Annotated in this window: 23 protein-coding genes, 2 tRNA genes and 1 pseudogene; 9 read left to right on the top strand and 17 right to left on the bottom strand. The window is 66.4% G+C overall.

Features of this window, described 5'->3' with window-relative positions; genetic code table 11:
* Positions 1–39: 39 nt before the first annotated feature.
* Complete coding sequence (locus ACVOMM_RS02665) at positions 40–1,917, top strand: EAL domain-containing protein (protein WP_065174381.1); 1,878 nt, start codon at positions 40–42, stop codon at positions 1,915–1,917.
* Position 1,918: 1 nt separating this feature from the next.
* A complete protein-coding gene (locus ACVOMM_RS02660; protein ID WP_481525855.1) occupies positions 1,919–4,081 on the top strand; it encodes an ATP-binding protein in 2,163 nt (720 codons plus the stop codon).
* A 1-nt stretch (position 4,082) separates the two neighbouring features.
* Here ACVOMM_RS02660 and bfr read toward each other — a convergent pair whose 3' ends face one another.
* The 3 genes from bfr to ACVOMM_RS02645 all read right to left on the bottom strand — a co-directional run bounded on the left by bfr (position 4,083) and on the right by ACVOMM_RS02645 (position 5,632).
* On the bottom strand, positions 4,083–4,553 hold the full coding sequence (bfr, locus tag ACVOMM_RS02655; RefSeq protein ID WP_005414691.1) for a bacterioferritin: 471 nt from the start codon (positions 4,551–4,553) through the stop codon (positions 4,083–4,085).
* 143 nt (positions 4,554–4,696) lie between these two features.
* Complete coding sequence (locus tag ACVOMM_RS02650) at positions 4,697–4,906, bottom strand: (2Fe-2S)-binding protein (protein WP_032951724.1); 210 nt, start codon at positions 4,904–4,906, stop codon at positions 4,697–4,699.
* 108 nt (positions 4,907–5,014) lie between these two features.
* The gene (locus ACVOMM_RS02645) at positions 5,015–5,632 is read right to left on the bottom strand and encodes an RNA pyrophosphohydrolase (protein WP_053515586.1); all 618 of its coding nucleotides are present in this window, start codon (positions 5,630–5,632) and stop codon (positions 5,015–5,017) included.
* A gap of 121 nt (positions 5,633–5,753) precedes the next feature.
* Between ACVOMM_RS02645 and ACVOMM_RS02640 the strand changes: the two genes are divergently transcribed.
* Positions 5,754–5,830: transfer RNA gene (locus ACVOMM_RS02640), tRNA-Met, on the top strand.
* Positions 5,831–5,882: 52 nt separating this feature from the next.
* Positions 5,883–5,957: transfer RNA gene (locus ACVOMM_RS02635), tRNA-Gln, on the top strand.
* Positions 5,958–6,226: 269 nt separating this feature from the next.
* On the opposite strand, the gene rpsI is transcribed toward ACVOMM_RS02635, so the two are convergent.
* Positions 6,227–6,619, bottom strand: coding sequence for a 30S ribosomal protein S9 (gene rpsI, locus ACVOMM_RS02630; protein WP_053515585.1), 393 nt, complete (start codon positions 6,617–6,619; stop codon positions 6,227–6,229).
* Positions 6,620–6,621: 2 nt separating this feature from the next.
* Positions 6,622–7,050, bottom strand: a complete 429-nt coding sequence (rplM, locus tag ACVOMM_RS02625; protein ID WP_005414692.1) for a 50S ribosomal protein L13 — start codon at positions 7,048–7,050, stop codon at positions 6,622–6,624.
* 195 nt (positions 7,051–7,245) lie between these two features.
* Between rplM and coq7 the strand changes: the two genes are divergently transcribed.
* The gene (gene coq7, locus ACVOMM_RS02620) at positions 7,246–7,890 is read left to right on the top strand and encodes a 2-polyprenyl-3-methyl-6-methoxy-1,4-benzoquinone monooxygenase (RefSeq protein ID WP_053515583.1); all 645 of its coding nucleotides are present in this window, start codon (positions 7,246–7,248) and stop codon (positions 7,888–7,890) included.
* A 61-nt stretch (positions 7,891–7,951) separates the two neighbouring features.
* Here coq7 and ACVOMM_RS02615 read toward each other — a convergent pair whose 3' ends face one another.
* Entirely contained in the window at positions 7,952–8,272 is a 321-nt protein-coding gene (locus ACVOMM_RS02615) for a DMT family transporter (RefSeq protein ID WP_005411314.1), read from the bottom strand.
* Between the two features lie 167 nt (positions 8,273–8,439).
* Positions 8,440–9,234 (bottom strand): adenosylmethionine decarboxylase, encoded by a 795-nt coding sequence (gene speD, locus ACVOMM_RS02610; protein WP_019661504.1) that lies wholly within the window; start codon positions 9,232–9,234, stop codon positions 8,440–8,442.
* A 149-nt stretch (positions 9,235–9,383) separates the two neighbouring features.
* Here speD and crp point away from each other — a divergent pair, with 149 nt between their 5' ends.
* Positions 9,384–10,073: a cAMP-activated global transcriptional regulator CRP gene (gene crp, locus ACVOMM_RS02605; protein WP_010482649.1), complete on the top strand. Its 690-nt coding sequence runs from the start codon at positions 9,384–9,386 to the stop codon at positions 10,071–10,073.
* Between the two features lie 62 nt (positions 10,074–10,135).
* Positions 10,136–10,894, top strand: a pseudogene (locus tag ACVOMM_RS02600) (sulfite exporter TauE/SafE family protein); the annotation flags it as partial.
* Positions 10,895–11,049: 155 nt separating this feature from the next.
* On the opposite strand, the gene ACVOMM_RS02595 reads toward ACVOMM_RS02600, so the two are convergent.
* From ACVOMM_RS02595 to ACVOMM_RS02550, 10 genes are all read right to left on the bottom strand, one after another.
* Complete coding sequence (locus ACVOMM_RS02595) at positions 11,050–11,766, bottom strand: haloacid dehalogenase-like hydrolase (RefSeq protein ID WP_053515578.1); 717 nt, start codon at positions 11,764–11,766, stop codon at positions 11,050–11,052.
* Complete coding sequence (trpC, locus tag ACVOMM_RS02590; RefSeq protein ID WP_065174378.1) at positions 11,763–12,557, bottom strand: indole-3-glycerol phosphate synthase TrpC; 795 nt, start codon at positions 12,555–12,557, stop codon at positions 11,763–11,765. Before trpC ends, ACVOMM_RS02595 begins: the two co-directional genes overlap by 4 nt.
* Positions 12,558–12,631: 74 nt before the next feature.
* Entirely contained in the window at positions 12,632–13,663 is a 1,032-nt protein-coding gene (gene trpD, locus ACVOMM_RS02585) for an anthranilate phosphoribosyltransferase (protein WP_065174377.1), read from the bottom strand.
* Positions 13,664–13,681: 18 nt separating this feature from the next.
* Positions 13,682–14,269 carry an anthranilate synthase component II gene (locus ACVOMM_RS02580; RefSeq protein ID WP_074900025.1) on the bottom strand — a complete coding sequence of 196 codons (588 nt, stop codon included), beginning with the start codon at positions 14,267–14,269 and terminating at the stop codon, positions 13,682–13,684.
* Positions 14,270–14,377: 108 nt separating this feature from the next.
* Positions 14,378–15,853 (bottom strand): anthranilate synthase component I, encoded by a 1,476-nt coding sequence (trpE, locus tag ACVOMM_RS02575; protein WP_111186826.1) that lies wholly within the window; start codon positions 15,851–15,853, stop codon positions 14,378–14,380.
* A 175-nt stretch (positions 15,854–16,028) separates the two neighbouring features.
* Complete coding sequence (gene yegS / locus ACVOMM_RS02570; RefSeq protein ID WP_481525854.1) at positions 16,029–16,958, bottom strand: lipid kinase YegS; 930 nt, start codon at positions 16,956–16,958, stop codon at positions 16,029–16,031.
* Positions 16,959–17,424: 466 nt separating this feature from the next.
* Positions 17,425–17,652, bottom strand: coding sequence for a hypothetical protein (locus ACVOMM_RS02565; protein WP_146256251.1), 228 nt, complete (start codon positions 17,650–17,652; stop codon positions 17,425–17,427).
* 229 nt (positions 17,653–17,881) lie between these two features.
* Entirely contained in the window at positions 17,882–18,367 is a 486-nt protein-coding gene (locus ACVOMM_RS02560) for a GNAT family N-acetyltransferase (RefSeq protein ID WP_053515753.1), read from the bottom strand.
* A gap of 12 nt (positions 18,368–18,379) precedes the next feature.
* A complete protein-coding gene (gene rpe / locus ACVOMM_RS02555; RefSeq protein WP_065174373.1) occupies positions 18,380–19,057 on the bottom strand; it encodes a ribulose-phosphate 3-epimerase in 678 nt (225 codons plus the stop codon).
* Positions 19,058–19,086: 29 nt separating this feature from the next.
* Positions 19,087–19,416, bottom strand: a complete 330-nt coding sequence (locus tag ACVOMM_RS02550; protein WP_005411327.1) for a J domain-containing protein — start codon at positions 19,414–19,416, stop codon at positions 19,087–19,089.
* A gap of 141 nt (positions 19,417–19,557) precedes the next feature.
* Here ACVOMM_RS02550 and ACVOMM_RS02545 point away from each other — a divergent pair, with 141 nt between their 5' ends.
* Positions 19,558–20,484 (top strand): phosphoribosylaminoimidazolesuccinocarboxamide synthase, encoded by a 927-nt coding sequence (locus ACVOMM_RS02545; protein WP_053515559.1) that lies wholly within the window; start codon positions 19,558–19,560, stop codon positions 20,482–20,484.
* A 117-nt stretch (positions 20,485–20,601) separates the two neighbouring features.
* Complete coding sequence (locus ACVOMM_RS02540) at positions 20,602–21,087, top strand: Mpo1 family 2-hydroxy fatty acid dioxygenase (RefSeq protein ID WP_053515557.1); 486 nt, start codon at positions 20,602–20,604, stop codon at positions 21,085–21,087.
* The last annotated feature ends 254 nt before the right edge of the window (positions 21,088–21,341 follow it).

Here is a 21,341-nt window from a genome sequence, read left to right as displayed (position 1 = left end):
GGGCGTGTCGCATAATGGCTGCGATCATCAGGAGCCTCCATGGCCGCAATTGAATCCCCCGCAGGCGTCCGCCCGGGTCGCGCTGAAACGCCACCGGCCGATCATTGGCAACGCTGGGCCACTGCGGTGGTGGACGCGGGTGCCTCCCCATCGGTTCCGTCCAGCGTCGCTGACAGTGGGCCTGCCTCCGGCGGTGCTCCGCCGCCGCTGCCGGGCGTCACCTCACAGCCCGAGGCGGGCAACCACGACCCGGCACCGGCGCCGGCGGATTCACCCTACCGCGTGCTGATCGTCGAGGACGACCGTGCGCAGGCCCTGTTCGCGCAGAGCGTGCTGCACGGCGCCGGCATGCAGGCCATCGTGCTCAGCGATGCCGAAGGCGTCCAGCAATCGATCAAGGACCATCGCCCTGACCTGATCCTGATGGACCTGCACCTTCCCGGCCTGGACGGCATGCGGCTGACGGCGATGATTCGCCAGCAGCCTGGCCTGCAGTTGCTGCCCATCGTGTTCCTCAGCGGCGATCCCGATCCGGAGCGCCAGTTCGAAGTGCTCGACAGCGGTGCCGACGACTACCTGAGCAAGCCGATCCGGCCGCGGCACCTGATCGCGGCGGTCGCCAACCGCATCCGCCGTGCCCGCGCGCAGGCGGCAACCTTGCCCGGCGCCTCCGGCACGCCGGCCACCAGCAATCCTGAAACCGGCCTGCCGACGCGCCATCATGTGCTGCAGCAGCTCAATGCCGCCCTGGCCCACCATGATCGTGGCGGCCTGTTCTTCATCGAGGTGGCCAGCGCGCTGGGCCTGCGCGAGCGCTATGGCTACGCTGCGTTCGAACGGCTGATGGTGCAGGCCGGACAGCGCTTGGCCGAAGCCGGCCATCCGCACCTGCTGGCGCGCCTGAACGACAACAGTTTCCTGCTGCTGGCGCGTGATGCCGATGAGGACAGGCTGGAGAGCGTGGCCGCCACCCTGCGCGAGCAGCTCTCCGCGAGGGCCTTCGTGATCCGCGATGACGAATCGGTGCACCTGCGTGGCGTGGTCGGCTATGCACCGCTGTCGCCCGGCTTCGAGGATGCCGCCAGTGCGCTGGAAGCCGTCGAGCGCACGACCCTGCAGGCACGCCTGCTCAGTGCCGGCGTGGCCGGCCACGTGCATCGGCAGGCCATCAGCGAACAGGAGCATCTGGCCCTGCTGGAAGGCCAGCTGGAACTGGCTTACCAACCCATCGTCGCCGTCGCCGGTGGAGGCAGCGCGCAGTACCAGGTCCTGCTGCGGCTGCGCCAGGCCGACGGCACCGTGCTGACCGCCGGCCAGGTGATTCCGGCCGCCGAAGCCGCCGGCCGCATCGCCGACCTCGACCAGCAGGTGCTCGATCATGCGCTGGGCCTGCTGGATCTGTACCGGCATGCCACCCAGCCGCTCAATCTGTTCGTCTCGCAGTCGCTGCGTACCCTGCAGCGCGACGCCTTCGCCGACTGGCTGCTGGAGTCGCTGCAGCAGCGTGACCTGCCAGGCAGCGCGCTGGTCATCGACGTGCGCCTGCCCGATGCGCTGATCCACACCGTGCCGCTGCAGCAGTTCTGTCAGCGCATGGCGCAGGCCGGCGTGCGCTTCTGCCTGAGCCAGTTCGAGCCCGGCAACGATGCCGACGCGCTGCTGGGCCAGCTGCCGCTTTCGTTCGTACGCATGGCTGCGCGCTTCTCCAGCAGCCACGCCAATCCAGGCACGCGCGAAGAACTGCGCAGGGCGATCGAGCGGGCGCACGGCGCCGGTCTGCAGATCATCGGGCAGCAGATCGAAGATCCGCAGGCAGCGGCCGCGATGTGGGTGGGAGGGGTCGACTACATCCAGGGCAACATGGTGCAGTCCGCCGGCAGCGACCTGAACTTCGACTTCCACAACGCGGTGCTCTGACATGCCGCTGTGGGCGGTGCTGCTGGTGGCCCTGGCCGTGGCGGCCATCGCGCTGCTGCTGGCGGGGCTGCGCCTGCGCACGCGCAGCCAGGCGCTGGCCGCACTGCAACGGGATCGTGCCGCGCTGGCCAGCGAGCGCGACCAGCTGCGCCGCACCACCGAGCGCCAGGGCCAGCTCGAACAGCAGTTGCTGCAGGCCAAGCAGGCGGCCGAGGCGGCGGTGCTGGCCAAGGGCGAGTTCCTGGCCACGATGAGCCACGAGATCCGTACGCCGCTCAACGGCATCCTGCCGATGCTGGAGCTGATCGCGCGTGGCCCGCTGGGCGAGGATCAGCGGCAGATGCTGGCCACCGCATCGGCCAGCTCGCAGCAACTGCTGCGTATCGTCGACGACATCCTCGATTACTCGCGGTTGGAAGCACAGGCACTGGAGCTGGAGATCACCAGCTTCAATCTGCGCGAGCTGCTCGACGCCGTGGTGCAGCTGATGCAGCGCGCTGCCGACGCCAAGGGACTGGCACTGGTGCTGCAACTGGATCCGACGGTCCGCCTTCCCGTGCGCGGCGATCCGGTGCGCCTGCGGCAGGTGCTGAGCAACCTTCTGGCCAATGCCATCAAGTTCACGGCACGCGGCCAGGTGCAGCTGCGCGTGCAACGGCTGGGCGAAGGTCCGGCCCAGCACCAGTTGCGCTTCGAAGTGATCGACACCGGCATCGGCATCGACGAGGCCCAGCAGGCACGCCTGTTCCAGTCCTTCAGCCAGGCCGATGCGTCGACCACCCGCATCTATGGTGGCACCGGCCTGGGCCTGGCCATCTGCAAACGCATCATCGACCTGATGCACGGCCACATCGGCGTCCAGTCGACCCCCGGCCAGGGCGCCCGCTTCTGGTTCGAGATTCCGTTGTTGAAAGTTCCCGGCGACCTGCCGGCGATGGCACGCGCACCGGCCACCCTGCTGCTGTTCAGTGCCGACAGCCACCTGCAGGCGCGCATCGAACGCATTGCCGCCCGTCACGAGCTGCAGGTGCAGGTCATCGACGGGATGGACGCGCTGGCCGAGCGGCTGCGAGCCGTGCCCCGCCCCGGGCACGCTGCGCCGGCCTGGCTGCTGATCGATGCGCCTGCGCGCCGCAGCGGCGGAACCCGTCTGCGGCAGGCGCTGGCTGCGCGCGGTGAGGACGACACGCTGCAGGTGCTGTGGCTGCAGGACGAGCCGCTGCCCGCGCAGGCGCGCCATCGCCAGCTGCCGGTCGCCTTCGAGGATGCCGCCCTGCACGCCCTGCTTGCCACGCCCACCGCCAGCGCGCGCCCGTCCGCCTGGCTGGCTGCCGCCGAAGAGGGCCAGGCACCGGCTGCCCTGCCAGCGCTCGGTCTACGCGTGCTGCTGGTGGAGGACAACACGGTCAACCGCATGGTGGCCGAACACCTGCTGCGGGTGTTCCAGTGCGAGGTCCGCAACGCCGCCGATGGCGAGCAGGCACTGGTCGCGCTGCGCGAAGGCGGTGTGGACGTGGTGCTGATGGACTGCCAGATGCCGGTGCTGGACGGTTACGCCGCGACGCGCCAGTGGCGCGAGGAAGAGATCGCAGCCGGAGGCCGGCGCCTGCCGATCATCGCCATGACCGCCAATGCCATGGCCGGTGATCGCGAACGCTGCCTGCGAGCAGGCATGGACGATTACCTGTCCAAACCGATCGCGCGCGACACGCTGCACGCGCTGCTGCTGCGCTGGGGCCCCAAAGCCCTCCCCACGCCGGCAGCTCCGGCGGCGGCAGCGAAGGCCGGTCCAGAACCTGTCGCCCACCCGGTTCTGGACCGGAACGTGCTGGACGAGCTGCAGGCGGTCATCGGTGATGCCGCCACGCAGATCGTATCGGTGTACCTGGAAGACGCACCGGCGATGGTGCAGGCGCTGCAGCAGGCGGCGCAGGACCACGATGGCCAGCGCCTGCAGGCAGTCGCGCACAGCCTGAAGTCCTCCAGCGCGAATGTCGGCGCGATGTCGCTGTCGGCGGTCGCACAGCGGATCGAGCACGAGGCCCGCGCCGGCAGTCTGCAGCGCCCCGCCGTTGCGGTTGCGCTGCTGGTGGCCGAATTCGCCCGGGCACGGGTGGCGCTGGGCGGGTACCTGGCACAGCATCGCGCCGGCCAGGCGGGCTGACTCACTCTTCGAGCTTGCTCAGCAGGTACTTCGGTTCGCCGATGCGCTCGATCAGGTCCAGCTGCGTTTCCAGCCAGTCGATATGCTCTTCCTCCGAATCGAGGATCTTCACGAACAGCTGGCGGCTCACATAGTCGCCGACCGAATCGGCATAGGCCACCGCCTCGCGCAGGGTGACCACGCCATCACGCTCGAGCGAGAGGTCACACTGCAGGATCTCGGTCGGGTTCTCGCCGATGCGCAGCTTGCCCAGCGCCTGGAAGTTCGGCAGTCCTTCAAGGAACAGGATGCGGTCGGCGAGCATGTCGGCATGCTTCATCTCGTCGATCGATTCCTTGTACTCATGCTCGGCGAGTTCCTTGATGCCCCAGTTCTTCAGCATCTTGGCGTGCAGGAAATACTGGTTGATCGCGGTCAGCTCGTTGTAGAGGACCTTGTTGAGGAATTCGATGACCTTGGTGTCGCCCTTCATGGGGATACTCCTGCACGCTGAAAACGCAGGCACTTTACCGCCTTGCGTGCGGTCGTGAAGGAACGCGAATCGTGCGCATTGGCCTGTGCGGCCGCACGTGAAGGATGCGCAGGCGCGGTATCAACGCACCGCGGAAAAAACAGTCAGGCGACCTGGGCCAGACCGAGTACCGGCAGCGGCAGATCGTGGGTGGCACGTGCCTTGGCCAGCAGCTCGCCGGCCATGTCCAGACAGGACCCGCAGGTAGCGCCGCATCCGGTACGCATGGTCAGCTCGGCCACCGACGTCACGCCATGGCTGGCGGCTTCGCGGATCTGGTGGTCGGTGACTCCGTTGCAGATGCAGACGTACACAGGCGGGAACCGGGCTGACAGGCCAGAAGCGGCCTGGTCGCTATTCCAATGGAAACGAGAATGGTTGTCAATCAGAGACCTGAACCATTCTCGATACCGTTCAGGCGGTCAGCTCGTCGGTCCTTCCTGCGCCTTTTTTGGCCAGTAGCCCCTGCTGCGCGGCCGCTTGCGCGGACGGTCGTGGCCCGCGGTATTGCCGGGCATCCACGCTTCCGCTGCGCTCTTCGGCATGGCGGTGACGCCCTGCCCCGCCACCCCGCGCGCCAGCGGCGCCAGGTGTCGCAGCGCGCGCGCGTAGACGCCGCGCTTGAACATCACCACATGCTCCACCGGATACCAGAAATCCACCCAGCGCCAGTGATCGAACTCCGGCGAATCGGTATGGTCCAGGCACACATGGGATTCGTCACCGGTCAGGCGCAGCAGGAACCAGACCTGCTTCTGGCCGATGCAGACCTGCCGTTCATTGCGGCGGACTGCCCGCGCCGGCAGCTTGTAGCGCAGCCAGCCGGGCGTTGCCCCCAGCACTTCCACGTGCTCAGGCAGCAGGCCGGTCTCTTCCTGCAGTTCGCGATACATGGCCTCGACGGGCGTCTCGTCGGTGTTCATCCCACCCTGCGGGAACTGCCAGCCATCCCGGCGCACGCGTCGTGCCCAGAACACCTGCCCGTCCTGCCGCATCAGCACGATGCCGACGTTCGGTCGATAGCCGTCCGGATCGATCACGATGCGGACTCCTAAAAAAATCTACTGGTCAGGACTATCCCACGCCACCTGTCAGGCGACAAGCGCGGCACAAATGTGTTGACAGTCCCACGGCGTATCCGCAGAATAGCGGGCTCACCAAGGCTATGTAGCTCAGCCGGTTAGAGCACAGCACTCATAATGCTGGGGTCGGTGGTTCGAGTCCACCCATAGCCACCATGCTGAAGTTGTTTTTCAGCGTGAAAAGTGAGAAAATAGTTACACGATACATTGCCCCGTCGCCAAGCGGTAAGGCACCTGACTCTGACTCAGGCATTCGGTGGTTCGAATCCATCCGGGGCAGCCAAATTAAACGCAGAAGGCCAGATCGAAAGATCTGGCCTTCTGCGTTTAATCTGGTCGCGCATTCCACCTTATCCCCGCGCCTGTCGGCGCACCCCCTTGAACATCAAGGGGGCCCCCCTCCAGAGAGAACCCCGGGGTTGTTCGCAGGAATGGGCCCTGACCCCACTCTCTCCAATGCACAACCCCGAAACGGCAAAAGCCCGGCCAAAGCCGGGCTTTTGCTTTTTCCAACCAGCGGGCTCCCGGAGGAGCCCAGCCAGGCGCAGTGGATCAGCGCTTGGAGAACTGGGTGGCGCGACGGGCCTTGTGCAGACCGACCTTCTTACGCTCGACTTCACGGGCGTCACGGGTCATAAAGCCAGCCTTGCGCAGCTCGGACTTCAGGGTTTCGTCATACTCGACCAGCGCACGGGCGATGCCCAGACGGATCGCACCGGCCTGGCCGGTGGTGCCGCCGCCGGTGGCGGTGACCAGGATGTCGAAGCTTTCGGTGTTCTTGGTCAGCTCGAGCGGCTGGCGCACGATCATGCGCGCGGTCTCACGACCGAAGAACTCGTCCAGCGGACGGCCATTGACGGTGATGTTGCCCGAACCCTTGCGCAGGAACACGCGAGCGGTGGAGGACTTGCGGCGGCCAGTGCCGTAGTTTTGAGTGATAGCCATGATTAGATATCCAGAACCTGCGGCTGCTGTGCGGCGTGCGGATGCTCAGTGCCGGCGTAGACCTTGAGCTTGCGGTACATCTGGCGACCCAGCGGGCCCTTCGGCAGCATGCCCTTCACGGCGATCTCGATCACGCGCTCCGGGTGGCGCTCCAGCGCCTGGGCCAGGGACTCGGTCTTCAGGTTGCCGATGTAACCGGTGAAACGGTGATACATCTTGTCCTGCAGCTTCTTGCCGGTGACGGCAATCTTTTCTGCATTGATGACGACCAGGTAGTCGCCGGTATCAACGTGCGGGGTGTAGACCGGCTTGTGCTTGCCACGCAGACGGCGGGCCAGCTCGGTGGCGAGACGGCCCAGGGTCTTGCCCTCGGCGTCGACGAGGTACCAGTCGCGCTGGACGGTCTCGTTCTTGGCAGTGAAAGTGCTCATGAAGAACTCTAGGTTAGGTCGGGCTCATTGCGGCGAAGGACTCGCCGGAACTCTGCCACGCGTTGTGAAAGGTGAAGCGCAAGAGGCGGGATTGTACGCAGGTCCAGGCCCCGGCGCAAGCCGCCCCCTGTCCCGGGTTGGCAGGGGCGCGGGCGCGGGCGAGAATCGGCGGGTCTCCCGCCCCACCGTATCGCCATGACCGTGCTCCGCCAGACCACCCCGCTGGACCACCTGCTGACCGAAGCCCAGCGCGCCCTGGACACGGTGTTCGGCAACCCGCCGGCCAGCCGCCCCTATCCGGCGGTGGACACCGACGAGCCGGGCATGGACGCCCGCCAGCGCCGCCATGCGGCCGGGCTGATGCGGATCAACCACGTCGGCGAGGTCTGCGCGCAGGGCCTGTATTTCGGCCAGGCCGCCGTGGCCCGCGACCCGGCCACCCGCGAGCATCTGCTGGAGGCAGCGCAGGAGGAAACCGACCACCTGGCGTGGTGTGCCACCCGCCTGGCCGAACTGGACAGCCGGCCGAGCCTGTTCAACCCGCTCTGGTACGCAGGCAGTTACACCATCGGCACCCTGGCCGGGCTGCGCGGTGATGGCTGGAACCTGGGTTTTGTCGTCGAGACCGAACGCCAGGTAGAGGCCCACCTGGATGAGCATCTGGTCGATCTCCCGGCCGCCGACCTGCGCAGCCGCGCGGTCATCGAAGTGATGAAGCAGGACGAGGCCCGGCATGCGGACCATGCCGAGCAGGCCGGCGCCCGCCGCCTGCCCTTCCCGATTCCGGGGGCGATGGCGCTGGCCTCGAAGGTGATGAAGACCATCGCGTACCGCCTCTGAACGGCCGCCGCGCATGGCCCGGCGCTGCCGGCAACGCGGCATTGGACGCCTCAGCGCCGGCTCAGTTCGGCGACACCAGCTTCAGGCCGATCACACCGGCGACGATCAGGCCCACGCAGGCCAGGCGGGCCGGTGAAGCACTGTCGTTGAACAGGTAGATGCCCAGCACTGCCACGCCCATGGCCCCGATGCCGGTCCAGATGGCATAGGCCGTGCCGACCGGAATGCTCTTCATGGCCTGGCTCATCAGGTACAGGCTGATCAGCGCGGAAACGACCGTGGCGGCCGTGGGCAGTGGCTTGCTGAAGCCTTCGGAGTACTTCATTCCAAGCGCGAAGCCGATCTCGAACAGGCCGGCCAGCAGCAGGTAGATCCAGGGCATGGGTGGGGGTCCTTACCTAGTGGTTGAAAAACGAAACGGCCCGGTGTCTTCACACCGGGCCGTAGGTCGGTACATCGCCGTGGAACTATGAATTGCGCAGCACGCAGGTTCCACGGGGCGGGTCGTCCCGCCTGGGTGACGATGCCTGCCGGCATCGCACAGGGGTGTTACTCGGACAGGTTGCGACCGTGGAACAGCTCTTCGATCTCGCGCTTGAGCAGCGCCTCGATCTTCATGCGTTCCTTGAACGACAGGTTCCTGGCCTTTTCCTCGAACAGGTACTGATCCAGGTCGAAGTCCTTCAGGTGCATCTTCGTGTGGAAGATGTTCTCCTGGTAGACGTTGACGTCGAACATCTCGTAACGCGACTTGATGTTCTTGGCCAGGAAGTTCTGGATCGAATTGATCTTGTGATCGATGAAGTGCTTCTTGCCCTTCACATCGCGGGTGAAGCCACGGACGCGGTAGTCCATGATCACGATGTCCGATTCCAGGCTCTCGATCAGGTAGTTCAGGGCCTTCAGCGGCGAAATGACGCCACAGGTGGCCACGTCGATGTCCGCGCGGAACGTCGCGATGCCTTCCTGCGGATGGGTTTCCGGGTAGGTATGGACGGTGATGTGGCTCTTGTCCATGTGCGCGACCACGGCGTCGGAGATCAGCTCCTTGCCCGCCAGCTTCTTGTCGATCACCGGCTCTTCGGAGATCAGGATGGTCACCGAGGCACCCTGCGGATCGTAGTCCTGGCGGGCCACGTTCAGGATGTTGGCACCGATGATCTCGGCGACATCGGTCAAGATTTGAGTCAGCCTGTCGGCGTTGTACTCTTCATCGATGTATTCAATGTAACGCTGACGCTCCTCTTCGGTGCGCGCGTAACACACGTCATAGATGTTGAAGCTCAGCGCCTTGGTGAGGTTGTTGAAACCCTGCAACCTCAGGCGAGGCAACGGCTTGACCACGGCGGTCGATTCCTGTGTAAGAAGAGAAAGGGTGAATTATGGGGCAAACCGCCCCCGGGGGGAACGTGAAGACGCAAGAGTTCTGGCACACTGTTTGCCCTTAACAATTGCGCTGGTTAAGCTCCGCTATCGACCCCGTGAATCCGTTCATGCGCAGAGGGAGCGCCCCTATCGTGTCAACCGTGCGCCTAGCTAGCAGTCCACTGGCCCTGGATATCGCAACAATCGATCGTTTCCTGGCGCACAGCCACAGGCGGCGATATCCCACCCGGACCGACGTCTTCCGACCAGGAGACCCGGCGGGAACCCTGTATTACGTCATCAGCGGCTCGGTTTCGATCATGGCCGAGGAAGATGACGATCGTGAGCTGGTGCTGGGCTACTTCGGTGCCGGCGAGTTCGTCGGCGAGATGGGCCTGTTCGTGGAATCGGACCGCCGCGAGGTGATCCTGCGGACCCGCACCGCCTGCGAGCTGGCCGAGATCAGCTACGAGCGCCTGCATCAGCTGTTCCTTGGCCCGCTGTCGGCCGACGCCCCGCGCCTGCTGTACGCGCTGGGCCAGCAGATCTCCAAGCGTCTGCTCGACACCAGCCGCAAGGCCAGCCGCCTGGCGTTCCTGGACGTTACCGACCGCATCGTGCGCACCCTGCACGATCTGGCCCAGGAGCCGGAGGCGATGAGCCACCCGCAGGGCAGCCAGCTGCGCGTTTCGCGGCAGGAACTGGCGCGCCTGGTCGGCTGCTCCCGTGAGATGGCCGGCCGCGTGCTGAAGAAGCTGCAGACCGACGGGCTGCTGCATGCCCGCGGCAAGACCGTGGTGCTTTACGGCACCCGTTGATCGTTGAGCACCCGGTGGGTGCGGACCTTGGTCCGCACTCCTTCGCGCGCTAGGCTCGGTGCATGGAACTGAGCAGCGAATTCTGGTGGTTCATCCTCATCGGCCTCGGTGCGCAGCTGGTCGATGGAGCGCTGGGCATGGCCTTCGGCCTGGTCTCCTCATCGGTGATGCTGAGCATGGGATTGCCGCCGGCGCAGGTCAGCGCCAGCATCCACACCGCCGAAGTGTTCACCACCGGCGCCTCCGGTGTGTCGCATCTTGCGGCTGGCAATGTCGATAAACGCCTGTTCGTGCGCTTGGCGCTGCCCGGCGCGATCGGGGGTGCGATCGGTGCCTATGTACTCGCCCAACTGCCCGGCGATTTCATTCGCCCGTTGATCTACCTGTATCTGTTGGTGCTTGCCATCGTCATCCTGGCCCGTGCTGCCGGGCGCTGGATGCCCAGCGGCGAGATCCGCCGCGTGCCGGTTCTGGGCTTCTTTGCCGGCCTTCTGGACGCCAGCGGCGGCGGTGGCTGGGGCCCGATCGCCACGTCCACCCTGCTGGCGCGTGGCGGCCAGGCCCGTACCACCATCGGCACGGTCAACGCGGCCGAGTTCGTGGTCACCCTGACCATCTCGGCCACCTTCCTGCTGTCGATGGGGGTGCAGCACCTGCAGATCGTCGCCGGGCTGCTGATCGGCGGCATGATGGCCGCGCCGGTGGCCGCGATCCTGGTCAAGCAGGTCAAGGAACGCTGGGTACTGGTCGCGGTTGGCGTGCTGGTACTGGGCATCAGCCTGTTCCAGATCGGCCCCGCGGTGACGGGGTACCGGGCGCGCTGCCCCCGCCCCGCGCCCGCCGGGCATGGCCCGGCGCTACCGGACGGCTTGCGGATTCGCCGGGCATGGCCCCGCGCTGCGGGATGGCGTGCAATGGCACGGCGCCATCGGGCGGCAAGGGGTAGCACCGGGCCATGCCCGGCGGGCCCGGTGGATCAGGCCTTGTCGCCGCCGCGGTCGACGCAGCCCCAGTTGAGGATGCGGGTGCCCGCCGGCAGTACGCTGCGGAAGAACGCCACCTTGCCCGGCTTCGGGTTGACCACTACCGGCGCCTTCGCCGCCAGCAGCAGCGGCAGATCCGCAGTGCTGTCGGAGTAGGCAATGTCGATGTCGCCATAGCCACGTTCACGCAGCATGCGCATCTTCTCTTCGTTGTGGCAGTGACGGGTCGGCCCCACCCCTCCCAGGCGCGGCCCGACCTCCGTGCCGATGACCGGCACGTCCTGGTGCGCAACGAAGGCCAGGATCGCGCGGGCCAGTTCGGGCGGGGCGCCCGTGGCCACCACCACGCGATCCCCCTTTGCACGGTGCGCGGCGAACACCTCCAGCGCCTGCGGCAACAGCTTGGCGCGCATCTGCGCCTCGTTCCTGATCACGTAGGCGTCGATCACCCGGTTGAACTCGCGCGCACGATGCAGGCCGAAGCTGCCGATCCACACGTAGATCGAAATGCCGGCACGGCGGGTCGGCAGCATCGCCACCATCGGCCCGGCAATCGGGGTGACCAGCAGCGCCGCGAGCATGCGCAACGGGTTGCGCTTGATCAGCGAGGCGAACAGGTGCGTGCCCGAATCACCGTCGTACAGGGTGTGATCGAAGTCGAAGACCACCAGCGGCGCATCCGCGCGTGGCGTCGGGTAATGCGTTTTCATGCCGCGAAGAATAGCTGACGCAGGCCCTCGCCCGGCTCTTCCACGCGCATGAAGGCCTCGCCGACCAGGAACGCGTGGATGCCGGCGTCACGCATCAGCGCCACGTCCTGGGGTCCGAGGATGCCGCTCTCGGTCACCAGCAGGCGGTCGCGCGGCACGGCCAGGCGCATGTCCAGGGTGGTCTGCAGCGAGACCTCGAAGGTGCGCAGGTTGCGGTTGTTGATGCCGATCATCGGCGCCGGCACCTGCAGCGCACGCTCCAGCTCGTCGATGTCGTGCACTTCCACCAGCACGTCCATGCCCAGCGACAGTGCCAGTTCCGACAGCGTGGCCAGCTGAGTATCGTCCAGCGCCGCCACGATCAGCAGGATGCAGTCAGCGCCCAGCACGCGCGCCTCGTACACCTGGTAGGCATCGATCACGAAGTCCTTGCGCAGCACCGGCAGCGTGCAGGCCTCGCGGGCCTGCTGCAGGTAGGCGTCGGCGCCCTGGAAGAAATCCACGTCGGTCAGCACCGACAGGCAGCTGGCACCACCGAACTCGTAGCTGACCGCGATGTCGGCCGGGCGGAAATCCGGGCGGATCACGCCTTTGGAGGGGCTGGCCTTCTTCACTTCGGCGATCACCGCGGGGTCGCCGTTGGCCACGGCGGCCTGCAGCGCACGCACGAAACCACGCACCGGCGGGGCGCCGGCCAGGGCGGCCTGCAGCTCCTCGAGCGGGCGCTGGGCGCGGCGCTGGGCTACTTCTTCGGCCTTGCGGGCCAGGATCGTCTGCAGGATGTCGCTCATCGTCTTCGGTTCGGTGCGGGGGCGGTGAGGACGGCCATTATCGGCCATCGACGGGGTCAGGCTGAACCACGCGCTCAGGCAACCAGCGCGCGGGTGGTCTCAACATACTGCTGCAGGCGCTGGCGGGCGCTGCCATTGGCGATGGCGGCGCGGGCACGGGCCAGGCCGTCACCGATGTCACTGGCCACGCCGGCCACGTACAGCGCGGCGCCGGCATTGAGCGCGACGATGTCCAGCGCCGGGCCGGGCTCGTTGTCCAGCACCGCGCGCAGCAGGGCAATGGACTGCTCCGGGCCATCCACGCGCAGGTTGCGGCTGGCCGACATGGCGATGCCGAAGTCCTCCGGGTGGATCTCGTACTCGCGCACCTTGCCGTCGCGCAATTCGCCGACCAGGGTGCCGGCGCCCAGCGAGATCTCGTCCATGTTGTCGCGGCCCCAGACCACCATGGCGCGCTCGGTGCCCAGCTCGCGAAGCACGCGCGCCTGGATGCCCACCAGATCGGGGTGGAACACGCCCATCAGCACCGACGGTGCGCTGGCCGGATTGGTGAGCGGGCCGAGGATGTTGAAGATGGTGCGCACGCCCATCTCGCGGCGCACCGGCGCCACCACCTTCATCGACGGGTGGTGGATCGGCGCGAACATGAAACCGATCCCGGTCCGCTCGATGGCCGCGGCCACCTGCTCCGGCTGCAGCTCGATCACCGCGCCCAGCGCCTCCAGCGCGTCGGCGCTGCCGGACTTGGACGACACGCTGCGGTTGCCATGCTTGGCCACGCGCGCGCCGGCAGCCGCCGCGACGAACATCGCGCAGGTGGAGATGTTGAAGGTATGCGAACCATCGCCCCCCGTGCCGACGATATCGACCAGGTTGGAGGTATCGGCCACCGGCACCGGCCGGGCGAATTCACGCATCACGGTGGCCGCCGCGGCGATTTCGTCCACGGTCTCCTTCTTCACGCGCAGGCCGGTGAGGATGGCTGCCGTCATCATCGGCGAAACATCGCCACGCATGATCTGCCGCATCAGGTCGACCATCTCGTCGAAGAAGATCTCGCGGTGCTCGATGGTGCGGTGCAGGGCTTCCTGGGGGGAGAAGCTCATCGGGATTGCTCCTTGGACTCAGGCGGCCGGTCGCTGCAGGAAATTGCGCAGCAGGGCGTGGCCGTGTTCGGTGAGGATGGATTCGGGGTGGAACTGCACGCCTTCCACCGGGAAGTGGCGATGGCGCAGGCCCATGATCTCTTCGATCGAGCCGTCGTCGTTCTCGGTCCAGGCGGTCACTTCCAGCACATCGGGCAGGCTGTTCTTGTCCACCACCAGCGAGTGGTAACGGGTGGCCTGGTAGCGATCCGGCAGGCCGGCGAAGACGCCCTTGCCTTCATGGCGGATCGGCGAAGTCTTGCCGTGCATGATGTTGCCCGCGCGGATCACCGTGCCGCCGTAGACCTGGCCGATGCCCTGGTGGCCCAGGCACACGCCAAGGATCGGCGTGGTCGGACCGAGGCGCTGGATCAGTTCCAGCGACACACCCGCCTCGTTGGGCGTGCACGGGCCGGGCGAGATGACGATGCGTTCGGGCTTCTGCGCGGCGATCTCATCCACGCTCATTGCATCGTTGCGCACCACCTTCACCTCGGCACCCAGCGTCTGCAGGTACTGCACGAGGTTGTAGGTGAAGCTGTCGTAGTTGTCGATCATCCACAACATGGTCGGGTTCCGTCGCTTATCGGGAGTGGGCGTACACGTGGGTGCCGCACAGGGAGAGGGCCAGGTACAGCGGAAGGTGCCGCAGCGCAGGCCACGGCGCAGGGTGCCTTACAGGCCCTTGGCAGCCTGGGCGACGGCGCGGAACAGCGCGCGGCCCTTGTTCATCGTCTCGTCCCATTCCTTGTCCGGGTCCGAGTCGTAGACGATGCCGGCGCCGGCCTGCACGTACAGGCGGCCGTCCTTGATCACCGCAGTGCGGATCGCGATCGCGGTATCGGCATCGCCGTGCCAACCGATGTAGCCGATGCTGCCGGCGTACACATTGCGCTTGATCGGCTCCAGTTCGCGGATCACTTCCAGCGCGCGGATCTTCGGTGCGCCGCTGACGGTGCCGGCCGGGAAGGTGGCGCGCAGCACGTCGGCATAGCTCAAGCCCGGCTGCAGCTGCCCGGTCACCTCGCTGACGATGTGCATGACGTGGCTGTAGCGTTCAATCACGAACTGCTCGCCCACTTCCACCGTGCCGGCCTTTGATACGCGACCGGCATCGTTGCGGCCGAGATCGATCAGCATCAGGTGCTCGGCACGTTCTTTCGGATCGGCCAGCAGCTCGGCTTCCAGTGCCAGGTCCTGCTCGACGGTGGCGCCGCGCGGACGCGTGCCGGCGATCGGGCGTACGGTGACTTCGCCGTCCTGCAGGCGCACCAGGATTTCCGGCGAGGAGCCAACCACCTGCAGGTCGCCGACATCGAGGAAATACATGTACGGCGACGGGTTCAATGCGCGCAGCGCGCGGTACACGTCCACCGGGCGTGCGTTGAACGGCACGCTCAGGCGCTGGCTGAGCACCACCTGGAAGATGTCGCCGGCGCGGATGTATTCCTTGCTGCGCTGGACCGCATCGACGAAGCCATCGCGGGTGAAACCGGAGACGAAATCGGATTCATCCAGCACATCGCTGTTGAGCGGTGCGGGATAGCCGGCACCCGGTGCACGCAGCTTTGCGGTGAGCGCATCCAGGCGCGCCTGCGCCTGCTCGAACGCACCGTGGACGCGCGGGTCCGCGTGCACGATCAGGTACAGGCGGCCCTTGAGATTGTCGAATACCGCCAGCTCGTTGGAGTGCAGCAGCAGGATGTCCGGCGTGCCCAGTTCATCGCGGCCGGCCGGCGGTGCCAGGCGCGGCTCGATATAGCCGATGCACTCGAAACCGAACCAGCCGACCAGGCCACCGGTGAAGCCCGGCAGGCCCTCCAGCTTCGGCACCGAGTGGGCGCTGCGCAGCGCCTCGACTTCGGCAAACGGGTCGGCCACCTCGCGGGTTTCCACCACCTGGCCGTCTTCGCGCACGGTCAGCGTATGGCCATGGAAGGCATACACGCGGCGCGCCGGCAGGCCAATGATCGAGTAACGACCAAAGCGTTCGCCGCCTTCGACGGATTCAAACAGGTAGGTATTGGGGCCGTCGGCGAGCTTCAGATAGACCGAAAGCGGCGTGTCCAGGTCGGACAGCACTTCGCGGACAACGGGAATGTGGGTGTGGCCTTCAGCGGCCTGCAGCTGAAACTGAGCGTGCGAGTTCAAGACGACTTTCCTTCCGGGACACAGCGTTATGGGGGCGGACGACGGCAACGGGCCACCATCGCCACCAACGGCGTGCGGAAGAAAGGGTATGCGGGGTCGTCAGGCTGGACACCCCTTGACTGTATCGCAGCTTGGACGGGAGTGGAACCCCGCAGCGCCAGGCGTGGCAGCCACCTTACGTGGCCAGCAGCGGGCAATCGGCCGGCAGATGCATGCGCACCCGGCCAGCCACGCAGTCGATGCGGAACCGCCGCGCCTGCACCGGCTCACCGTCCAGGTTCAGGGTCAGTGGCTGCGCCGACTCGAGCTGCAGCCAGGGCAGCCGGACGCGAGTGGCCACCCGTTCCAGCGCCGCTTCCTTGCCACCGGTCAGCATCTGCCCCAGCGTCGACGCCACCTCCCCCTCCAGTTCGGGTACGACGGTGACATCCAGCAGGCCGTCATCGATCAGTGCCTGTGGGCACAGCTGCTGGCCACCACCGGCCTGCCGGCCGTTGCCGATCCCCAGCGCGATGAAGCCGCCTTCCCAGGCGAAGTCCGGACCGTGCAGACGCGCGGTAATCGGCTCGATCCGCCCCAGCTTGGCGATGCCGGTGATCACGTAGGCCAGGCCACCGAGCATCTTCTTCAGGCCGGCATCGGTTTCCACGGTGACCTGCGTGCCGAAACCGCCACTGGCCAGGTTGGCGCACCACCAGGACGTGCCATCGGCATCCACGCGCAGCAGATCGATGGCATGTGCCGTGGTCTGCCCGATCAGCGCGAGCGCGGCCTCCGGCTCGGTCGGAAGGTTCGCCGAGGTGGCGAAGTCATTGGCCGTGCCCATCGGGACCAATGCCAGCGAAGGCAGGGCATCGGCGGATTCATCGCGGTGGGCCAGCGTTTCGGCCACCGCACTGAGCGTGCCGTCGCCGCCTGCCGCCACGATCACGTCTACCCCTTGGTCGATGGCCTCAGCCACGTAACGCTCGGCGTCACCTTCTTCCCAGGTGACACGTACCTCCAGCTGCACGCCCCGCTCCCGCCAATGGCGCACCGCGTCGCGCAGCTCGTCATTGCCTGCGGACTTGCCGTTGAGGATCAGGCGCCAGCGCGGTGCGGTCATGCGGGGATTCCGGTGTGGGGTGGCACAGGCTAGCAACGCACCGTTTGCCGGCAGTGAATGTCACATGCGTGTCATTCAGCTCCCGGAGAATGGAAGGCCATAGCAGGGACGACGGATGGAGGCAGGATCAGCCTCCGACAGCTTCCAGGGCCGCACTCGCAGGAGTGCGGCCTTCCTGCTTCAGGCCCGGTCAACCGCTGGGGCATCGGCCATCCACGATCAGTGTGAGAGGCGACCCCGACATTTCGGGCTACCTCTTGTTACCCGTTCTCCGATGAATCGCGCGACACAGGAAAGTGACCAAGCCTGCAACGGCAGCCAGATACCAGACGAGCGATCCCTCGGAGACGATCGGCGACAACACCGCGGATGCCAGCAACACCGACGCGGCGACAAGAAGACAGCAGATGATGTTCATACGCGCTCTTCAGCCGGGACACGTCGTGGTTACTGGACTGACGGGGAATCAGCGGGCCATCGTCAGGATTGCCAGTGCCTGTGCTGGTCCGATCCTGATGCCGCCACCGCTGCCCCAGTTGTTTGCAATGTAAGCGCCCGCAATACAGCCTGCGGCGCTCCCCAATGCGCCGCCTCGTGAGCCGAGGGCGCCTCCAACAGCGCAACCGATGGTTTCTGCAGAAACACCTGCGCCACCGGACACGCTGCGCATTTCTTCGAAAGTGATTTCCCTCACGCCACGTCTCCTGATAGTCCAGCAAACCAGCATTCGACAATCATCCGTTTGATGAGTTGCATGCCGGTGTGCCGCTACAGTGGCACCGACGGCCTTTCCAAGGAATCAGGAAAATCCAGCTTGAAAACTAGGAGTTCTCTGCTCTGCGCATCCTGCGCCCTCGGCCCTGCCTACGTAAGGAATCACGACGCGGGATGATGACTTTCTGCTGGCCGGCCAACGATTGGCGCTACCGGCTTCCCGCAAACGCCTTCAGTGCGTCGCCGTCGAGCCGGTATACAGTCCACTCATCCTGTGGTTTCGCGCCCGCTGCGGTGTAGAACTCGATGGCCGGCGTGTTCCAGTCCAGCACCGACCATTCGAAGCGACCGCAGCCTTCGGCGACCGCCTGCCGCGCGATGTATTTCAGCAGCGCCTTGCCAGCGCCCGCGCCTCGCTGCTGCGGGCTGACATACAGGTCTTCCAGGTAGATGCCCTTGCGGCCCAGCCAGGTGGAGTAGTTGTAGAAATACACCGCATAGCCGATGGCCTCGCCATCGGCTTCACAGATCAGCGCGCGGGCAGTTGCGTCGGGACCGAACAGGCTTTCGGCGATGCCGATCTCGTCGGTCTGCACCGAATGCTCGGCCCGCTCATAGATGGCCAGCTCACGGATGAAGCGCAGGATCAGGCCCGCGTCGGCGGCAGTGGCCGGGCGGATGTTCAACACGGCCACCGTGCTCATGCCTCAGCCCCGCGCCGCAGCGACGTTGGCGCGCATCTGCGCGATCACGTCCTGGTAAGGGGTCTTGGCATTGAAGATGGCCGAGCCGGCGACGAAGGTGTCGGCGCCCGCAGCCGCGATCTCGCCGATGTTGTCGGCCTTCACGCCACCGTCGATTTCCAGGCGGATGTCCTTGCCGCTGGCATCGATCTTCTGGCGGACCACGCGCAGCTTGTCCAGCGCCGAAGGAATGAAGGCCTGGCCGCCGAATCCCGGGTTGACCGACATCAGCAGCACCAGGTCCAGGTCATCCAGCACCCAGTCGAGGATGTCCACCGGCGTGGCCGGGTTCAGCACGATGCCCGGCTTGCAGCCCAGCGAACGGATCAGCTGGATCGTGCGGTGCACGTGGCGGCTGGCCTCCGGATGGAAGCTGATGTAGGTGGCACCGGCTTCGGCGAAGTCCGGGATGATGCGGTCGACCGGCTCGACCATCAGGTGCACGTCGATCGGCGCGGTCACGCCGTGCTTGCGCAGTGCCTGGCAGACCATCGGGCCGATGGTCAGGTTGGGTACGTAATGGTTGTCCATCACGTCGAAGTGGACCCAGTCCGCACCGGCGGCCAGGACGTTGTCGACTTCCTCGCCGAGGCGGGCGAAATCGGCGGACAGGATGGAGGGGGCGATGAGGCAGTGGGACATGGCCGGGCCTTGCAACGAGGGGAAAGGGGTCAGCGCTTGCGCAGGGTCTTGATGCGGTCGTAGGCGGCGTTGATGCGCCGCGACTTCTGCTCGGCCTGCTGCTGCAGCTCGGGGGCGGCGCCGCCAAGCTTGTCCGGGTGGTACTGCGAGATCAGCTTGCGGTAGGCGCGCTCGACCTCGGCATCGGTGGCCTCGGAGGTCAGCCCCAGCTCCCGGTACGGGTTCTCCTTGTTCAGGCGGAACCAATCCGAATCAAAGGCATGGCCGATCAGCAGGCCGACCACCGCGCCGAACAGCGGATTGGGCCGGAACAGCAAGGCGCCGGCGATGAATCCGAGCAGTTTTCCGTACCAGCGCATGGCGCTCCGGGGTCGACCGACGAAATGGACGCTCATTTTACGTCACAGCGGGCCCGGACGGCTTTACACTAGGCCGCCCGCTGGTCAGCGGGCCCGCCGGGTCCGTTGGGCAGCCGTATCGACAACGCCCCAGGAGTGCCCGTGCCAACCACGCTGTTGCAATCCGATCTCCCCGGCCTGCCCTTGCGCCACCGCGGCAAGGTGCGTGATGTGTTCGATATCCCGCGCGAGCGGCTGCCTGCAGGGACCCCGCCGGGCGACTACCTGCTGATGGTCGCCACCGATCGCCTGTCGGCGTTCGACGTGGTGCTGCCCGACCCGATCCCCGGCAAGGGCGAAATGCTCTGCCAGGTCTCCAATTTCTGGTTCGCCAAGACCGCGCACCTGATGCCCAATCACCTGACCGGCATCGACGTGGCCAGCGTGCTGCCTGAAGGCGTGGACCCGGCGCTGTACGCCCGGCGCGCCGTGGTCACCCGCAAGCTGAAGCCGGTGCCGGTGGAAGCGATCGCCCGCGGCTACCTGATCGGCAGCGGCTGGAAGGACTACCAGCGCACCGGCAAGGTCAGCGGCATCGACCTGCCCGATGGGCTGCGCCAGGCCGAGCAGCTGCCCGAACCGATCTTTACCCCCTCGACCAAGGCCGCGGTGGGCGACCATGACGAGAACATCGATTTCGATGCGATGGTGCGGCAGGTCGGCGCCGAACTGGCCGAGCGCGTGCGCGATGCCACCCTGCGCATCTACAAGTTCGCCGCCGATTACGCCCGCGAGCGCGGCATCATCCTGGCCGACACCAAGTTCGAGTTCGGCACCGATGCCGACGGCCGCCTGTACATCATGGACGAGATGCTGACGCCGGATTCATCGCGTTACTGGCCGGCCGACGAGTACGAAGTGGGCACCAGCCCGCCCAGCTACGACAAGCAGTTCGTGCGCGATTACCTGGAGACGCTGGACTGGGGCAAGACCGCCCCGGGCCCGAACATCCCGGCGGAGATCATCGAGCGCACCCGCGCCAAGTACGCCGAGGCGCTGCAGCGTTTGGCCGGGATCAGCGTCGACTGATCCCCTGCGCCCCCGGTCGCAGCGACCGGGGGCGTCCTGCCCGGCAGCGCCCAGGGTGGCGCTGTGCGAAGGCGCCCGGGAGTATGCTGTCGGCCTCACCGGAGGAAGCGAAGAAGCATGCAGACCACCACCGAGCTCGCGCGGCCGATCGACCGCTACTTCGCCAGCTACTCCGACGATCACCGCAATACGATCAACCAGCGCATCCACGTGGTCGCGGTACCGGCCATCCTGTGGTCGGCCGTGGCCCTGCTGTGGTGCCTGCCCCCCCTGATCACCTGGTTCCAGTACGGCATCTGGTCGGCGTTCGCGATGTTCAGTGCCTGGTGCTTCTACAACAAGCTGTCGCGTCCGCTGGGCATCGGCATGCTCATCCAGTTCTTCGTGTTCGGCTGCCTGTGCCGCCTGCTGGAGGCCGAGATCGGCCTGCACAACCTGTTCTGGCTGGCGGTGACGGTGTTCGTGGTGGCCTGGATCGCGCAGTTCATCGGGCACAAGTTCGAGGGCCGCAAGCCCAGCTTCCTGACCGACCTGACTTACCTGCTGATCGGCCCGGCCTGGGTGATGGCCAAGCTCTATCGCAGGCTCGACTGGCGTTACTGACACGCCTCCGGGCGAGCGTCACCCTCGCTTCCTGAACGGGCGGGTTTCCTCACCTGCGGTCCACTGCCGGCCTGCCAGCCTGCACGCTCAGCCCTTTGCCTGAGCGCCTGTCGCAGCGGCAGCCCCTGTGCGACAGGGCCTGCGGTCGCCGTGCGCGGGCGTAGGGTGCAGCCCCTGCCGGCACCGCGGAGCAGATGCTGCACTGCAAAAAAATGAATCAGCGAACGTTACAGGCAATTGATCGCCGTTCGATG

Source organism: Stenotrophomonas sp. STEN009 (assembly GCF_056760395.1).
Note: the sequence above shows the minus strand (reverse complement) of the source record. Positions and strands in the feature narration are given on the sequence as shown.

Bases quoted from the DNA above. Each gene is read 5' to 3' on its own strand.
- trpC (WP_065174378.1), bottom strand. From the start codon at position 12,557: ATGAGCGACATCCTGCAGACGATCCTGGCCCGCAAGGCCGAAGAAGTA.
- crp (WP_010482649.1), top strand. From the start codon at position 9,384: ATGCGCAGAGGGAGCGCCCCTATCGTGTCAACCGTGCGCCTAGCTAGC.
- ACVOMM_RS02615 (WP_005411314.1), bottom strand. From the start codon at position 8,272: ATGCCCTGGATCTACCTGCTGCTGGCCGGCCTGTTCGAGATCGGCTTC.
- ACVOMM_RS02580 (WP_074900025.1), bottom strand. From the start codon at position 14,269: ATGTTGTGGATGATCGACAACTACGACAGCTTCACCTACAACCTCGTG.
- ACVOMM_RS02550 (WP_005411327.1), bottom strand. From the start codon at position 19,416: ATGCGCTGGTACGGAAAACTGCTCGGATTCATCGCCGGCGCCTTGCTG.
- trpD (WP_065174377.1), bottom strand. From the start codon at position 13,663: ATGAGCTTCTCCCCCCAGGAAGCCCTGCACCGCACCATCGAGCACCGC.
- bfr (WP_005414691.1), bottom strand. From the start codon at position 4,553: ATGAAGGGCGACACCAAGGTCATCGAATTCCTCAACAAGGTCCTCTAC.
- yegS (WP_481525854.1), bottom strand. From the start codon at position 16,958: ATGACCGCACCGCGCTGGCGCCTGATCCTCAACGGCAAGTCCGCAGGC.
- ACVOMM_RS02595 (WP_053515578.1), bottom strand. From the start codon at position 11,766: ATGAAAACGCATTACCCGACGCCACGCGCGGATGCGCCGCTGGTGGTC.
- rpsI (WP_053515585.1), bottom strand. From the start codon at position 6,619: ATGGCTATCACTCAAAACTACGGCACTGGCCGCCGCAAGTCCTCCACC.
- ACVOMM_RS02665 (WP_065174381.1), top strand. From the start codon at position 40: ATGGCCGCAATTGAATCCCCCGCAGGCGTCCGCCCGGGTCGCGCTGAA.
- ACVOMM_RS02660 (WP_481525855.1), top strand. From the start codon at position 1,919: ATGCCGCTGTGGGCGGTGCTGCTGGTGGCCCTGGCCGTGGCGGCCATC.
- rplM (WP_005414692.1), bottom strand. From the start codon at position 7,050: ATGAGCACTTTCACTGCCAAGAACGAGACCGTCCAGCGCGACTGGTAC.
- coq7 (WP_053515583.1), top strand. From the start codon at position 7,246: ATGACCGTGCTCCGCCAGACCACCCCGCTGGACCACCTGCTGACCGAA.
- rpe (WP_065174373.1), bottom strand. From the start codon at position 19,057: ATGTCCCACTGCCTCATCGCCCCCTCCATCCTGTCCGCCGATTTCGCC.
- ACVOMM_RS02540 (WP_053515557.1), top strand. From the start codon at position 20,602: ATGCAGACCACCACCGAGCTCGCGCGGCCGATCGACCGCTACTTCGCC.